Here is a 15,842-nt window from a genome sequence, read left to right as displayed (position 1 = left end):
TCATCGGTCCCGTAATTTCGCGGTCAGGCTCGCAAGCCCGCGGTGCAGCGCGACCCGCACCGCGCCCTCGCTCATCGAGAACTTCGCCGCGGTATCCTTGATCGAGGCACTGTCGACCGCAATCGACTGCAGCACGTCGCGCTGCCGTGCCGGCAACGCCTGCAGCTGGGCGATCACCTCGCTCGGCGACGCCGTCGGCTCCGGCGTTTCCCCCGGCAGCGTCTCGGCGAAATCGTCGATGTTGACGAAGATGCGCCTGCCGCGGCGGCGTAGTGCGTCGATCAGCTTGTTGCGCGCGATCGCGAACAGCCACGGCGCGAACGGCGCGTTGGTGTCCCAAGTCTGCCGCTTCAAATGTACCGCCAGCAAGATGTCCTGCACGATGTCCTCGGACTGATCGACCGGTTGTCCCGCGCGCGCCAAGCCACGGCGCGTCGCGGCACGGAGTACCGGCGTGATGGCCTTGAGCAGGCGATGATACGCCGCGTCATCGCCTGAAATGGCCGACCGCATCAGGTCGGTCCATTCATCCTCACGTTCGCGCACGCAGGCTCCTGAATTGCAATTCGGCCGATCTTTCAGTTCGTTACGCGGCAAGCCAAGAGATCACGAGTTCGTGATCACCATCCTCCGACAAGACCGCGCCGAGGATCAGCTCCAAAGAATCGCTCCGGCGGGTTTCCAGACGTCACGGCTCATAACATTGATCGCTTCGACAAGCATCGGTGCTGCTGCCGTCGATCACGCACTGGGACGAAATTGCCCAGCTTTTGCCCCCGGAAGCCCGAAGATTCCCTTTTTCTGCCCCGGTGTGGACACGCAGCGGGGTCTTTTTTCGCCCTCGGGCGGGCGAAATGGGGAGATCATCAAAATGAAGATCAAAGCCAGCGGGCGCTTGGCCTTGATGGTCGCGACAGGGCTTACCGGGCTTTTCATGGGTCTTGCCGGTCCGTTGCCGGCGCATGCGGCCGGTTCGGACGCATCGGCGGCGAAATCCGACACCGCGACCACCGACAAGTCCGCGCCGCAGAGTTCGCGGCATGGCCGGCGCCATGCGCGTCACCAGTCTTCCGACAAATCCGAGAGCAAGAAGACCGCCGGTAACGACGCCGGCAGCGTCACCTCGACAGGCATGCCTGCCACGGTCGCCAATGCCAATGCGGAGCTGACCTCGGGCGACGACAACGCGGCCGCGACGACGGTGAAGGCCAACGCGTTGATTGCCGCGGCCGACAAGCCCGCCGACGCGCAGCCTGACAGCAACGTGGTCGCATCCGACCAGCTCAACGATGTCGACCGGGCCCTGCAGCAGGAGCAGCCGGCGCAGCCGCCGGCGGTCGCCGTAGCTGCACCCAAGCCGGCGCCGGTTCTGGCGAGCAGCGACAGCTCGAGCCTGGACCAGACGTCGCTGATCGGGAAGATCTTCATCGGCTTCGGCGCCCTGCTCACGGTGGCCTCCGCCGCGCGCATGTTCATGGCCTAGCCAGGGTGCTTGCGGCTGCGGCGCGGGGTGCGCCGCACCGCGGCCCGGTGCCTCGTTTCAGCCACTTGAAGCGCATCCCGCCAGCGGGCACATTGCCCGCCAAATCAGCATGGGGTTTGCGTCTATGGCTACGCTCGAATTCATCATCGTCGAAAGCAAGGGACCGGTCGGCGTCATCACACTGAACCGGCCGAAAATGTTGAATGCGCTGTCGTTCGGCGTGTTCCGCGAGATCGCCGCGGCGATCGACGATCTCGAGGCCGACGACAAGATCGGCTGCATCCTGATCACCGGCAGCGAGAAGGCCTTCGCGGCCGGCGCCGACATCAAGGAGATGCAGCCGAAGGGCTTCATCGACATGTTCAACAGCGACTTCACCGCGATCGGCGGCGACCGCGTGGCCCGTTGCCGCAAGCCGACCATCGCGGCGGTCGCGGGCTATGCGCTGGGCGGCGGCTGCGAGCTGGCGATGATGTGCGACATCATCATCGCCGCCGACACCGCCAAGTTCGGCCAGCCGGAAATCACCCTCGGCACCATTCCCGGCATCGGCGGCACGCAGCGCCTGACCCGCGCGATCGGCAAGTCGAAGGCGATGGACCTCTGCCTCACCGGGCGGATGATGGATGCCGCGGAAGCCGAGCGCTCGGGCCTCGTGTCGCGGATCGTTCCGGCCGACAAGCTGATGGAAGAGGCGCTCGCCGCAGCGGAGAAGATCGCCTCGATGTCGCGTCCGGCCGTCGCGATGGCCAAGGAAGCCATCAACCGCGCGTTCGAGACGCCGCTCGCGGAAGGTATGAATGTCGAGCGCAACCTGTTCCACTCGACCTTCGCGCTCGAGGATCGCGCCGAGGGCATGGCGGCCTTCATCGAGAAGCGCAAGCCGGTCAACAAGAACCGCTAACCCGTTCGGCTTCGCTGCAATGCTGCGGTGACGAGCGCGCGATAGGCGCGCTCGGCAAAATGCGTCGGCTTGTCGAGACCAAGCCGCGCCAGGCATTCGCGGTCGGCAGAATTGGGCGGGTGCCGCATGCCCTGCCACAGCAGGCCGGCGAGTTGCAGCGGCGTGCGCTGCGCCTGCTGCAATATCTGCAAAGCCGGAATCAGCCGCTGCTCGACGTCGGTGAAATCGCTGCCGAACGGGAATGACGGCAGAAGCCCAGCGTCGCGCGCGGGCTTCAGCGCGTCGCTGATCCGCTCTGGATAGTTTTCGCGATGCGCGGCCGGGATCTCGTGATTGCGCGGCAGCTTGCCGGCATCCTTGGCCTGCCGCATCAGCTCGCTTTGGAAGCGGGAATCCGTCACCTGCAGCATCGCTGCAATGACATCGGCGTCGGACTTCCCTCTGACATCGGCGACGCCGTATTCGGTGACGAAGATATCGCGCTGGTGCCGCGGAATGGTTTCGTGGCCATAGGACCAGCGGATGTTCGACTGCGCTTGTTTACCGGACTGCCGGGTCGCCTCCAGCGCCAGCATCGAGCGCGCGCCTTCGAGCGCGAATGCCTGCGCGACGAAGTTGTACTGGCCGCCGACGCCGCTGACGACCTGGCCGTGCTCGAGACCATCCGAGATCGCAGCGCCGAGAAGCGTCGCCATCATCGCGTTGTTGACGAAGCGCGCATCGACGCGGGCGCGGCGCTTGCCGTCCTCGTCGCCGAAGATCTCGTTGGTGAAGGACACCGGCATCATCTGGATGCGCGCCAATTGCTCCGGTGGCATCTCGCGCAGTGCCCGGTAGAACGATTGCGGGCCCAGGAAGAATGCGCCGTGCAGGATCACGCCGCCAATGTCGCGCTTGAGGATGCCGGCGTCGATCAGCCCGAGGAACGCCTCGAACAGCATCTCGCTGACACCATAGAGGCCCTTCTCGAACGGCGCGGTCTCGGCCGCCCCGAGCTGTGCGCGACCGGGCGCAAGGCGCTGCATGATGCCGTGGAATTGTGCATTGTCGCGGTGGCGGACCACGAGCCCCTGCGCCAGCGCATCACCGACTTGCCCGATCCCGATCTGCAGCGTACCGCCGTCGCGGACCAGACCCGCGGCATGCAACCCGATCGCATATTTGGTGTCGCTGATCGGCTCCGACGGCGGCGCGAACAGCGGGAAGTCTGTGTCGGGACTGTCGAGCACCGCCGCAAACTCATCCGCCGGCAAATCGCCGGGCCCGGGCATGAACGGCAGCTCGGAATTGACCTGGCCGATCAGCTTGAACGACGCCCGCCCCTGCGCGCGCGCCCGCAGCACGTCGAGCGTTGTGTCGGTGTTGCAACTCAAACTGTAGCGCGGCACGCCGTCGACCACGCGCTTGGCGACCAGCTGGGGCACGACATTCAGTCCGCGCGACAGCAGATATGACGCCGCATGGGTGTAGTTGGCGGAAATGTAGTGCTGCTGGGCGAACGGCTGATGCAGCCACTGGCCTGCGAGGAAGAAGAACTCGATCACCTTGATGTTGGGCGGCAGCGCGCCGCGATGCAGCACCTCCGCATAGGCGAGATCCGGATAACCGCCGAACAGGCGATCGATCACCGGACCGATGAAGCGCTGTTCGAGCAGGCTCTTCGGCTTCGGCTTTTCCAGCGTCAGCGCGGAGAACAGCGTCAGATTGATCGAGCGGTCGGCCACCGCGCGCGCGTACAGCGCGTTGACGATGTGGTTGGCCTTGCCGAGGCCGAGCGGCAGCCCGACCACCAGCTCGGTTCCGACGTCACGAACGATGTGCTCCGCGATCGCCTCGGGGTCGGAGAAAAATATGGGCATCAGCAATGAACCCGGAGCAGGCAGCGGATAACCGGCGCCACAGAATCGGCGGCGGACGGTTCGAGCTTATACTTCATATGACCGTTGCGTTCGCCTGTGACGAACCGGCAACAGACAAGAACTGAAATGATGTGCAGATGTCGCGTGGCGGTTTGCCTGTGGCGGCACGGCCCCCTAAACAGGTAGATGTGTCGGCGGCGTCGGCGGAGGCGGACTGCCGCGGTTTTGGTTTGCGGGATCACATGGTTGAGCGTGCCGCGAGGGTTGGCGATGTAGCGAGGCGCGTGCTTTTGTCGGGCATCGGCCTCGGCGCCCTGGCATGTGCGCTGCTGGCTGATACCGCTGCCCGTGCCGAGAGCCTGCCCGAAGCCCTGGTCAAGGCGTATCAGACCAATCCGCAGCTCAATGCCGAGCGGGCGCGGCAGCGTGCCACCGACGAGAACGTGCCGCAGGCGCTGGCCGCCTACCGCCCGCAGATCATCGCCGGCCTCTCGGTCGGCCTTCAGGCGGTGCGCGACCAGCTGCCCGGCAACGTCATCCAGACCGCGACGCTGAAGCCGTGGCAGATCGGGGTCACGGTGACCCAGACCCTGTTCAACGGCTTCAAGACCGCCAACAGCGTCCGCGTCGCCGAACTGCAGGTGCAGTCCGGCCGCGAGGCCCTGCGCAATGTCGGCCAGGGCGTGCTGCTCGACGCCGTCACCGCCTATACCAACGTGCTGGCCAACCAGACGCTGGTCGAGGCGCAGCGCGCCAACGTGAACTTCCTGAAGGAGACCCAGGCAATCACGCAGCGCCGCCTCAATGCCGGCGACGTCACACCGACCGATACGGCCCAGGCCGAGGCCCGCCTCAACCGCGGCCTCGCCGATCTCAACGCCGCCGAAGTCAACTTCGCGATCAGTCAGGCCACCTATGCCCAGGTGGTCGGCAACCCGCCCTCCCAATTGCGTCCCGCCGAGACCATTGACCGGCTGCTGCCGCGCAACCGTGAAGATGCGATAGTGCTCTCGTTGCGCGAACACCCCGCCGTGACCGCGGCCGGCTTTGACGTCGACGTCGCCTCCACCTCGATCCGCGTCGCCGAGAGCAGCCTGATGCCGAATGTCTCGGTGCAGGGCAGCGTCAGCCGCAGCCGCGACAGCGACCCCACGCTCGGCACCTTCGGCACCGATCAAGCCTCGGTGATCGGCCAGCTCACGCAGCCGATCTACGACGGCGGCACCGCGGCGTCGCAGACCCGGCAGGCCAAGGAAGTGGCGGCGCAGAGCCGGCTCGTGCTGGATCAGGTCCGCAATCAGGCCAAGACCGCCGTGGTCAGCGCGTGGGTCGCCAATGAAGGGGCCAAGATCGCGGTGTCGGCCTCCGAGTCCGAGGTGAAAGCTGCGGAGGTTGCGCTGGCCGGCGTGCAGAAGGAAGCCGCCGGCGGCCAGCGCACCACCGTCGACGTGCTCAACGCCCAGCAGGATTTGATCACGGCCCGGGCACGCCTGATCGGCGCGCAGCGCGACCGCGTGATCGCTTCCTACACATTGCTCAGCGCGACCGGACGGCTCGACGTCAAGACGCTCAATCTCAAGACGCCAGACTATCTGCCCGAGGTGCACTACCACCAGGTCCGCGACGCTTGGCACGGCCTGCGCACGCCGTCGGGACAATAGGCGTTGCGGAACCGTTCGCACATCGAACCGGCCCTTCCCGCCCGCACTCTCCGCCGATAACCTCCGCCCCCGCCGGCAACCGATAATGCCGGCGCGCGGATCACGCGCATAACAGCCGAGCACGCAGGGAGACGTCTAATGCTGACGCGACGCGATATGATGCTGGCTTCCATCGCAGCCGGAGTGACCATGACCAGCAGCAACGCTTTTTCCAAGCCATCGCAACCATCCACCCCGGTCAACTTCGACGTGCCTGCCGGTGCGTGCGACTGCCACACCCACATCCATGGCGATCCCGACAGGTTCCCGTTCTTCGCCGGCCGCGTCTATACGCCGGAGCCGGCCTCGCCGGAGGAGATGAGCGCGCTGCACAAGGCGCTGCATGTCGAGCGCGTGGTGATCGTGACGCCGAGCGTCTACGGCCCCGACAATTCGTCGTCGCTGTTCGGCATGACGGCCCGCGGGCCGACGGCGCGCGGCGTCGCGGTGATCGACGACAAGACCAGCGAGGGCGATCTCGATGCTTTGAACAAGGCCGGCTTCCGCGGCATCCGCCTCAACCTCGCGACCGGCGGCGTCAACGATCCCAATGTCGGCCGGCAGCGCTTCACGGCCGCGATCGAGCGGATGAAGGCGCGCGGCTGGCACGTGCAGCTGTTCACCAGCCTTGCCATGATCTCCGCGATCAAGGATCTGGTCGCGACAGCTCCGGTGCCGGTCGTGTTCGACCATTTCGGCGGCGCCGAGGCCGCGCTCGGCACCGGCCAGCCGGGATTTGCCGACCTGCTTGCGCTCGTCAAGTCCGGCAAGGCCTACGTCAAGATTTCCGGCGCCTACCGCGCCTCCAAGCTCGCGCCGGACTATGCCGACGCCACGCCGCTGGCGCAGGCGCTGATCGCAGCCAACGCCGAGCGCATCGTCTGGGGCACCGACTGGCCGCACCCGGATTCGGTGACGCCGCAAGGCAAGAAGGTCACCGAGGTGACGCCGCTGTACCAGATCGACGACGGCCGCCTCCTCAACCAGCTGCCGGTCTGGGCGCCGGACGCCGCGGTCCGCAAGACCATCCTGGTCGACAATCCGGCACGGCTCTACGGCTTCACCTGACGTTGTCCTTCGGCCGGCGCGAGAAATAGGAGATCAGGACCGGCAGCGTGATCAGGATAACGAGCGGCGCCAGCATCATGCCGGTGACGACGACGATGGCGAGCGGCTTCTGCACCTGGGAGCCGATGCCCTCCGAGATCGCCGCCGGCAGCAGGCCGACGCCGGCCACGACGCAGGTCATCAGCACCGGACGCAGCTGCAACTCGCCGGTGCGGATCACCGCGCGCATCCGGTCATAGCCTTCGTCGATCAGCTGGTTGAACTGCGACAGGATGATGATGCCGTCCATCACGGCGATGCCGAACAGCGCGATGAAGCCGATCGCCGCCGACACGCTGAAGGGAATCCCCGAGATCAGAAGCCCGAGCACGCCGCCGAAGATCGCCATAGGGATTACGCTCATCGCCAGCAGAGTGTCGACCATCGAGCCGAAGTTGAAGAACAGCAGCACTGCGATCAGCGCCAGGCTGATCGGCACCACGATCGACAGCCGCTTGATCGCATCCTGCAGATTGCCGAACTCGCCGACCCACTCGACACGCGAACCCGGCGGCAGCTGCACCTGCTCCTCGATCTTCTGCTGCGCCTCCCGGATCGCGCTGCCGAGGTCGCGCTCGCGCACCGAGAACTTGATCGGCAGATAGCGCTCCTGCTGCTCGCGGTAGATATAGGCCGCGCCGGAGATCAGCTTGATCGAGGCAACTTCGCTGAGCGGGATCTGGGTGATGCCGCCATTGGCGTTCGCCACCCCGATCCTTAAGTTCTGGATCGCCTCCGCGCTCTTGCGATATTCCGGCGCAAGCCGGACGATGATCGGGAAGTGCCGGTCGCTGCCGGGCTCATAGAGGTCGCCGGCGCTGTCGCCGCCGACCGCGACCCTGATCGTGGCGTTGATGTCGCCCGGCGACAGGCCATAGCGCGCGGCACGCGCCCGATCGACGTCGATCTGGATCGTCGGCTGCCCGAGCGAGGTGAACACCGCAAGGTCGGTGACTCCCTGCACCGTCGACAGCACCGACTTGATCTTGTTGGCGGTGTCGGTCAGCGCTTGCAGATCGTTGCCGTAGAGCTTGATCGAGTTCTCGCCCTTTACGCCGGATACCGCTTCCGAGACGTTGTCCTGCAGATATTGCGAGAAGTTGACTTCGACGCCCGGGAACTTCTCCTGCAGTTGCGTCAGCAACTGCGCGGTAAGCACGTCCTTGTCGTGGGTATCGGGCCATTCGCCGGCGGGCTTCAGCGGCGCGAAGAATTCGGCGTTGAACAGGCCGGCAGCGTCGGTGCCGTCGTCGGGTCGGCCGTGCTGCGACACCACCGAGACCACCTCGGGGCGGCTGCGGATCAGCTTCCGCATCTCGTTGACATAGGCGTTGCCTTCCTGCAGCGAGATCGTCGGCGGCAGCGTGGCGCGGATCCACAGATTGCCCTCTTCCAGCTTGGGCAGGAATTCGAGGCCGAGGAAGCGCGCGAAGATGATGGTCATGACCACGAGGCCGGCGGCGCCGGCCATCACGATCTTGCGGTTGGCGATCGCCCAGTTCAGGACCGGCACGTAGATCGCATCGAGCTTCTTGACGATCCAGGTCTCGGTCTCGTGGATATGCGCCGGCAGGATGATCGCGCTCAGCGCCGGCGTCACCGTGAAGGTCGCAAGCAGGCCGCCGGCCAGCGCGTACGCATAGGTGCGCGCCATCGGGCCGAAGATGTTGCCCTCGACGCCGCTCAGCGTGAACAGCGGCAGGAACGCCGCGATGATGATCGCGGCTGCAAAGAAGATCGAGCGCGACACGTCGGCGGCCGCCGACAGGATCGCGTGGCTCTTCATCCCCATCATCGTGTCGTCGGAGATATGCGCCTGCTCGGCGTCCGACAGCGCCGTGGTCTGCGACAACCGGCGGAAGATCGCCTCCACCATGATCACGGTGGCGTCGACGATCAGGCCGAAATCGATCGCGCCGACCGACAGCAGATTGGCGGACTCGCCGCGCAGCACCAGGATGATCACGGCAAAGAACAGCGCGAACGGGATCGTCGCGCCGACGATCAGCGCGCTGCGCAGATCGCCGAGGAAGATCCACTGCAGCAGCACGATCAGGAGGATGCCGACCACCATGTTGTGCAGCACCGTGTGGGTGGTGAGTTCGATCAGGTCCTTGCGGTCGTAGATGCGCTCGATCTTCACGCCCGGCGGCAGGATCGAGGAATGGTTGATCTCGTGGACGAGTTGCTCGACGCGGGTGATGGTCGGCGAGCTCTGCTCGCCGCGCCGCATCAGCACGATGCCCTGCACGATGTCGTCGTCATTATCGAGGCCGGCGATACCGAGCCGCGGCTTCTCGCCGATCGTGACATGGGCGATGTCGCGGACCAGCACCGGATTGCCGCCGGACTGCGAGACCATGGTGTTGGCGAGGTCGTCGATCGAGCGGATCAGCCCGACGCCGCGCACCACGGCCGATTGCGAGCCGATGTTCACGGTGTTGCCGCCGACATTGATGTTGGCGTTGGAAACCGCCTGCAAGACCTGCGGCAGCGTCAGGCCGTTGGCGACCAGCTTGTTGAAGTCGACCTGGATCTCGTAGGTCTTGGTCTTGCCGCCCCAGCCGGTGACGTCGATCACGCCGGGCACCGCGCGGAAGCGGCGCTGCAGCACCCAGTCCTGCAGCGTCTTGAGGTCGAGCACGCTGTAGTTCGGCGGCCCCTTCAGCCGGTAGCGGAAGATTTCGCCGATCGGGCTGAGCGGCGAGATGCCCGGCAGCACGTTGCCCGGCAGCGGCGCGAGCTGCGAGAGGCGGTTGAGCACTTGCTGCAGCGCTTCGTCATAGGTGTAGTCGAAGGAGAACTGCAGCTTGACGTCGGAGAGACCGTACAGCGAGATGGTGCGGATGGTCTTGAGGTTCTTGATGCCGGCGACCTGGGTCTCGATCGGGATCGTGATGTAGCGCTCGATCTCCTCGGCCGAGAGACCCGGGCTCTGCGTCACGATGTCGACCATCGGCGGGGTCGGATCGGGATAGGCCTCGATGTTGAGCTGCTTGAACGCAAGCAGGCCGCCGATGAAGACGGCGACGAACATGGCCACCATCAAATAGCGGCGATTGACGGCAAGGGCGACGAGGCGATCCATTCAGATCGGCGCTTTCAACTGGAAGGGACTTTTCTTGTTGAGCATGATCTATTCGGAAAACCGGTTCCCACTTTTCCGGATCATGCTCTTACGTGCCTGACGCGGTGCGGTCGATGAAGAGGCTTCCCTTCGTCACGATCTGCTCGCCCGGCTTGAGATTGCCGGCCACCTCGACGAGGTCGCCATTGATGAGCCCGGGCTTGATCTGGCGCAGCTCGATCGTCTTGTCGTCGGCTCTCGCGACCCAGACCCGCACCTGGTCGCCCTCGTAGATCAGCGCCTGCTTCGGCACGCCGACCGCCGGATGGTCGCCCTTCGAATACAGCGTCACATTGGCAAACATCTCGGGCTTCAGCCGATTGTCGGCGTTGTCGATGGTGGCGCGGACCAGGAGCCGGCGCGAGGTCGCGTCGATCGCGGCGGCGACATAGTTGACGCGGGCGGTCAGCACCTTGCCCGGCAGCGCCATCACGCTGAAGGAGAGGTCCTGCCCGACCGCAACGCTGTCGGCGTCGGATTCGCGGACAAAGGCGATCAGCCAGACCGTCGAGAGATCGCCGATCACGTAGACCGGATCGCTGGCGCCGGTCGAGACATACTGGCCGGGGCCGGCCTTGCGCTGGACCACGGTGCCGCCGATCGGCGCGAACACCGTCGTCTCCGGATTGAGGCGGCCCTTCTGCTGCAGCGTCACGATCGCATCGTCGCCGAAGCCGAGGATGTGCAGCTTGTTCTGCGCCGCTTCCAACAGCGTCTGCGCCGAGCGCGCATCGTTCTGCGCCTGCACCAGCGCCGTCTGCGCCTGCTGATAGTCCTTCAGCGGGATCGCCTTGCCCTCGGACAGGTCCTTGGCGCGCTTCTCCTGGATCTGCGCGAGGTCGAGCGCCGACTGTGCCTTGTTGAGGCCGGTCATCGCCGCGACGTAATCGTTCTGCGCCTGCACGGTGTCGGCCGCCTCGATCACAAACAGCGGCTGCCCCTTCACCACAGAATCGCCCGGCCGCACCAGCAGGCGGGTGACGCGCCCGGTGTAGGGCGAGTAGACCGGGGTGGAACGGTCCTCATCGATCCCGATCTTGCCCTCGGTCACCAGTTCGGAGCGGAAGGTGTGCTCGGTCACGTTCTGGAAGGTCAGGCTGGCCCACTCGGCCGGCGATGGCGAATAACGCGTCCCCCCCTTGCGGGACTGGCTGGAGACTTCCGACGACGACTGCTTGTCCGAGCCGAAACGCGTATAGCCGTAGGCGCCCGCGCAGGCAGCCGCCAGCACCGCCGCGGCCACGAGCAGGCGCGGACGGCTAAAGCTCTGCATTCTCTTGGTAAACTCTTTCAGCATGCGGTCCGCGGGGTCGATCGTTGCAGCTTCCGGCGGGACAGCCCCAGCGGTGCGCTAATAGTGCCGAATTGGCGTTTCAAACAACCTAAAAATCGCACTTCGGCAGTGCCTGTCGTTAAAGTTTGGATACCCTGAATGGCTGCTGAATGTCTCATCCGGGAAACTCCGGGGCAGGAAACTCCGGAGGATGGCTGCCGAGCGGCATGGCCGGACGGGACCAATGGGCCGGGGTCCTCGACAGGACGGCCGCGTGCCGGACCGAGCTCAGCGTGCCAAAGCCTGATGGCAGCTGCTCGATGAAGGGCTGCACCGCATCCGCGGTCAGATCCGCGGTCGCAAGGCCTGCTTCGAGGCGGCCGAGATTCCACAGCCAGCGCCCGGTCTGCGCCAGCGACACCCGAACGTGCCAGCTGCCGCCCTCGCGCGCCTGGCGTGCCCTGGCCATCATGGCGCCGAACGCCATGAAATATCCGGTGGCATGGTCGAGCATCTGGGCCGGCAATTCCTTCGGACCCTCGACGCCGGCCGCCTGTCCTTCGGCATGATTGAAGCCGGTCGTGGTCTGCACCAGCGAATCGAAGCCGCGGCGCTCCGCCCATGGGCCAGCATGGCCATAAGCCGAGAGTGTCACATAGACGATCCCGGGGTTGATGCGCGCGGCGTCCTCCGGCGAGAAGCCGAGGCGCGCGATCGCCTGCGGACGATAGCCCTGGGAGAGAATATCGGCCTGCGCCACCAGACCGCGCATCACCCGCCGTCCCTCCTCGCTCTTCAGCTCGACGAAGCTCGCGAGCTTGCCGCGGCCGGTGTCGATGGTCAGCCAGGGGATATCAGGCAGATCGGGGCCCGAAATCAGCAGCACGTCGGCGCCATGCGCGGCGAGCGTGCGGCCGGCAACGGGACCTGCGATCACGCGCGACAGATCGAGCACGCGGATCCCGGCCAGCGGGCGGTCGCCGGCAGGCCACGGCTTTGGCGCGGCCTCGCCGATCTTCTCGATCGAGATCAGCGGCAGTTTTGCAAGCTCCTTGGCGTGCGGCGTCGCCGACCATTCGTCGTGCGAGCGCATCAGGGCGACGACGCCGCCGGCGGCATAGGCCGCGGTCTCGAACGCCTCGCCGTCCCGGCGCGTCAGCGCGGCCTGGACGTCGTCACGCTCGGCGTTGCAGCCCAGCACCTTGCAGACGGCGTCGCGGTGATGCGGGAAATTGGTGTGGAGGCGGACGAAGCGCCCGTCTTTGACACGGTAGACGCCGGCGATCTTGTCCCAGGCCGGCGGCGGCTTGTCGTCGACGCGCAGATAACGTTCGCTGCGGCATTCGACGACAGCGTGGCGCATGTCGACCGCGACGTCCTGCGGCTCGCCGCTGCGCGCTTTCCAGATCTCAGCCGCGGCAAGCCCGGCTGCGGCGATCGGCGCCTGCGCCGCGGCTGCGACCCGGAACGAGGACGGCAGCTGCGGCTCGCTGCCGGTCAGCCGGACAGCATCGAGCGCGGACGGCGCGCCGCCGGCGCCGATCCAGATATCGGCGAGGATTTCACGGATGCCCTGCATGCGCATTCCTCTTTGCGATTATTCTATGCCTGCGCATGATGACAATAAGGCGGTGCCCGATCCCGACCGTCATACTTAGCTCTGCAGGAGTTGCAATGGCTGCCATCGATCCCCTCACCGCCGGCGCGGTCTTCATCGCGACCGCGGCCACCGACGCGGTCTATGTCATGTTCACCTCGGCAGTCGTGGCGCGCAAGCGCGTTCCAGCGGCGACCTGGAGCAGCATCTGGTATCTGCTCTCCTCCTATGCGGTGATCAGTTACACCGAAAACTGGGTCTATGTCGCCTTCGCCGCACTTGGCTCGTGGGTCGGCGCCTATGCATCGATCACCTTCCTGCATCGGCCGCCGGGCGGACCGCCGGTCGGTGCGGCGGTCGAGTAGCTGCGGCTGCAAGACCGCATTCAACCGTCGTCCCTGCCTGGTGCGCAATTGCGCACGGGAGCAGGGACCCATAACCACAGGTGATCATCGTTATACGACGCTGTGGCCCCAGCGTCTCGAGACAATCAACATTTGTGGTTATGGGACGACACCGAATTTGAGCCACTTGTAAGCCCCACGTCAGCATTCTCGTGTAAGGCACACTTCAGCACTCTCGCGACATGATCTGTCCGAGCGTTGCGTTTTGTCGTGCCCTCTTGCGATCAGAGGGCGCAGGGAAAGCCGGGTGCCGATTGCACCCATGGGTCCCGTGCAACAAAAAGCACGGGAGGTAGGACCACAGGTGTAACCGGAGCAATCCGGCTTTCCCTGCGCGATGGCTTTACGGCTTATTTCGTGCTCTCCCCGGCGAGACTGGGCTTGTTTGTCACCGCCTTCGCAAAACGCTGTCACGCCTTGCTTGGGGACACCTGCCACTAGGGCGTCAGGACCACACGACTTCGCCGTCCGCCTCATGCGCACTCGTCAGTTGCGCATTCCGCGTCCACCGCATCTCGACCCACGTTCGTGACGACCGCGAAGCGCCCCTCATCGGGTGAGACGGACGCATTGAACATCTGAGTTGGGTCAGGCGTCAAGTTAAATTCTGAAAAGCCGAACAAAATAATTGACGGCCTTGTAGGATGGATGGAGCGAAGCGATACCCATTTGCGCCGCGAGCATAAGTCGATGGATTTCGCTTCGCTCTACCCATCCTTCATTCCCGCTCAATTCATGCGCCGGAGGACTTCTGCCGGACCCGAAGCCCGGCAGAAGCATCACGTCGTTGCCCCTACTCCAGCGCGGCCTGGCCGGCGATCGAGATCACATTGTCCTGCGAGCCCGAACCGCCGCTGACGCCGATGGCGCCGACGACCTTGCCGCCGACGATCAAAAGATTGCCGCCGCGCGAGGCGACCACGTCGTCGAGCGTCGCGAGATAGGAGAAGTATGCTCCCTTGCCCATCAGGTTTTCGAACGCCAGCGTGGGCCGGCGATAGCGCGTCGTGGTGCGCGCCTTATGCTGCGAAACACCAATCGAGGCATATTGGCAGTTGTCCTGCTTCTCAAAATAGACCAGCTCGCCGGCCGGATTGACGATCGCGATGCAGAACGCATTCCAGTGTCGCTTCTGGGTCTCGGCGACCGCCGCGGCGGCGACCTTCTTGGCGGTCTCCAGATTGATCGGCTCGCCATAGGGCGGCGGCGCGAGCGCATCGGCGACGACGTCGTTCGGATTGTCGGGATTGGGCGCCACCTGGGCAAACGCGCCGGTGGCGGTAGCGAACGCGACGCAGGCCGCGCCGATGAGCGCAGTGAAATAACGCATGGAGTGCTCCCGAATGGTTGTTATTCAGATCCCGGATCGATCGTCCGGGCGGCGGGACGATAGCAATTGAGTTGTGGCGTACAAGGCGGGATTGGATTGGGTGCACCGCGATATTCGCCTGGCTACAATGAAAATCGCGTGACGCGAGGGAATATCGAGGTCGCGCAGTGCTGCGATGGACGCTACAGTCCGCGCGCATCAGCAAAGGACATCCGAATGGATCTGGGTTTGAAGGGAAGAAACGCCGTCGTGCTCGGCGGCACGCGCGGCATCGGGCGGGCGATCGCGGCGACGCTAGCCGGCGAAGGCGCGGGCGTAGCGGTGTGCGCCCGCAATGCCGAGCAGGTTGCGGCCAGCGTTGCCGAATTGAAGGCAGCGGGCGTGCGCGCCACCGGCAAGGCCGTCGACATCACCGACGGCGCGGCGCTGAAATCGTGGATTGCGGATGCCGCGGCCGAACTGGGCAGCATCGACATGCTGTTCTCCAACGCCGGCGCCATGGCGCAAGGCGGCGATCCGGCATCGTGGGAGCAGAATTTCCGGCTCGACGTGCTCGGCGCGGTGAACGCCTTCGAGGCAGCGCGTCCGTTCCTCGAAGCAAGCGGCGAAAAGACCGGCGATGCGGCCTTCGTCCTCATCTCGTCGATCTCGGCAGCGCAAGCCGATCGCGCCGGCTCCTACGGCCCGATCAAGGCGGCGCTGGTGCACATGGCAAAGGGACTGGCGCGGCAATACGCGGCGAAGAAAGTCCGCGTCAACGTGGTGTCGCCGGGCACCGTGTATTTCAAGGGCGGCGTCTGGAACATGGTCGAGCAGAACGCGCCCAAGATGTACCAGGACGCACTGGCGCGCAATCCGACCGGCCGCATGGCGACGCCGCAGGAGATCGCGAGCGCAGCGGTGTTCCTGGCGAGCCCGATCTCCTCGTTCACAACAGGTTCGAACCTCGTCGTCGACGGCGCGATCTCGAACCGTGTGAATTTTTAGAGGAACACGACATTCATGGTCGCCCCGTCATCCTGAGGTGCGCGCACTTGCGCGCCTCGAAGGATGCACGG

General features: G+C 65.3%; 12 protein-coding genes. 6 read left to right on the top strand and 6 right to left on the bottom strand.

Annotated features, from left to right (window positions below):
• Positions 1–546 (bottom strand): sigma-70 family RNA polymerase sigma factor, encoded by a 546-nt coding sequence (locus HAP54_RS29765; protein WP_166293637.1) that lies wholly within the window; start codon positions 544–546, stop codon positions 1–3.
• A gap of 325 nt (positions 547–871) precedes the next feature.
• Between HAP54_RS29765 and HAP54_RS29760 the strand changes: the two genes are divergently transcribed.
• Positions 872–1,483: a hypothetical protein gene (locus HAP54_RS29760; protein WP_166293635.1), complete on the top strand. Its 612-nt coding sequence runs from the start codon at positions 872–874 to the stop codon at positions 1,481–1,483.
• Positions 1,484–1,607: 124 nt separating this feature from the next.
• Entirely contained in the window at positions 1,608–2,387 is a 780-nt protein-coding gene (locus tag HAP54_RS29755; protein ID WP_166293633.1) for an enoyl-CoA hydratase, read from the top strand.
• Here the strand turns inward: HAP54_RS29755 and HAP54_RS29750 are convergent.
• Positions 2,384–4,246 carry an acetyl-CoA hydrolase/transferase C-terminal domain-containing protein gene (locus tag HAP54_RS29750; RefSeq protein ID WP_166293631.1) on the bottom strand — a complete coding sequence of 621 codons (1,863 nt, stop codon included), beginning with the start codon at positions 4,244–4,246 and terminating at the stop codon, positions 2,384–2,386. The two genes, HAP54_RS29755 and HAP54_RS29750, sit on opposite strands and share 4 nt — an antisense overlap.
• A 242-nt stretch (positions 4,247–4,488) precedes the next feature.
• Here HAP54_RS29750 and HAP54_RS29745 point away from each other — a divergent pair, with 242 nt between their 5' ends.
• Positions 4,489–5,907, top strand: coding sequence for a TolC family outer membrane protein (locus tag HAP54_RS29745; RefSeq protein WP_175619236.1), 1,419 nt, complete (start codon positions 4,489–4,491; stop codon positions 5,905–5,907).
• 138 nt (positions 5,908–6,045) lie between these two features.
• A complete protein-coding gene (locus tag HAP54_RS29740) occupies positions 6,046–7,014 on the top strand; it encodes an amidohydrolase family protein (protein WP_166293627.1) in 969 nt (322 codons plus the stop codon).
• Here the strand turns inward: HAP54_RS29740 and HAP54_RS29735 are convergent.
• The 3 genes from HAP54_RS29735 to HAP54_RS29725 form a co-directional block, all read right to left on the bottom strand.
• On the bottom strand, positions 7,007–10,141 hold the full coding sequence (locus HAP54_RS29735; protein WP_166293625.1) for an efflux RND transporter permease subunit: 3,135 nt from the start codon (positions 10,139–10,141) through the stop codon (positions 7,007–7,009). The two genes, HAP54_RS29740 and HAP54_RS29735, sit on opposite strands and share 8 nt — an antisense overlap.
• An 88-nt stretch (positions 10,142–10,229) precedes the next feature.
• Complete coding sequence (locus HAP54_RS29730) at positions 10,230–11,477, bottom strand: efflux RND transporter periplasmic adaptor subunit (RefSeq protein WP_166293624.1); 1,248 nt, start codon at positions 11,475–11,477, stop codon at positions 10,230–10,232.
• 151 nt (positions 11,478–11,628) lie between these two features.
• Positions 11,629–13,032, bottom strand: a complete 1,404-nt coding sequence (locus HAP54_RS29725; protein WP_166293622.1) for a CoA transferase — start codon at positions 13,030–13,032, stop codon at positions 11,629–11,631.
• Positions 13,033–13,127: 95 nt separating this feature from the next.
• Here HAP54_RS29725 and HAP54_RS29720 point away from each other — a divergent pair, with 95 nt between their 5' ends.
• Positions 13,128–13,415, top strand: coding sequence for a hypothetical protein (locus HAP54_RS29720; protein ID WP_166203732.1), 288 nt, complete (start codon positions 13,128–13,130; stop codon positions 13,413–13,415).
• 832 nt (positions 13,416–14,247) lie between these two features.
• On the opposite strand, the gene HAP54_RS29715 is transcribed toward HAP54_RS29720, so the two are convergent.
• Positions 14,248–14,784 (bottom strand): GlcG/HbpS family heme-binding protein, encoded by a 537-nt coding sequence (locus HAP54_RS29715; RefSeq protein WP_166293620.1) that lies wholly within the window; start codon positions 14,782–14,784, stop codon positions 14,248–14,250.
• Between the two features lie 216 nt (positions 14,785–15,000).
• Here HAP54_RS29715 and HAP54_RS29710 point away from each other — a divergent pair, with 216 nt between their 5' ends.
• Entirely contained in the window at positions 15,001–15,771 is a 771-nt protein-coding gene (locus tag HAP54_RS29710) for an SDR family NAD(P)-dependent oxidoreductase (protein WP_166293618.1), read from the top strand.
• The last annotated feature ends 71 nt before the right edge of the window (positions 15,772–15,842 follow it).

The organism is Bradyrhizobium sp. 2S1, assembly GCF_011516625.5.
Classification (GTDB): Bacteria; Pseudomonadota; Alphaproteobacteria; order Rhizobiales; family Xanthobacteraceae; genus Bradyrhizobium; species Bradyrhizobium septentrionale.
The sequence above is the reverse complement of the archived record's forward strand: the minus strand, read 5'-3'. Positions and strand labels throughout refer to the sequence as shown.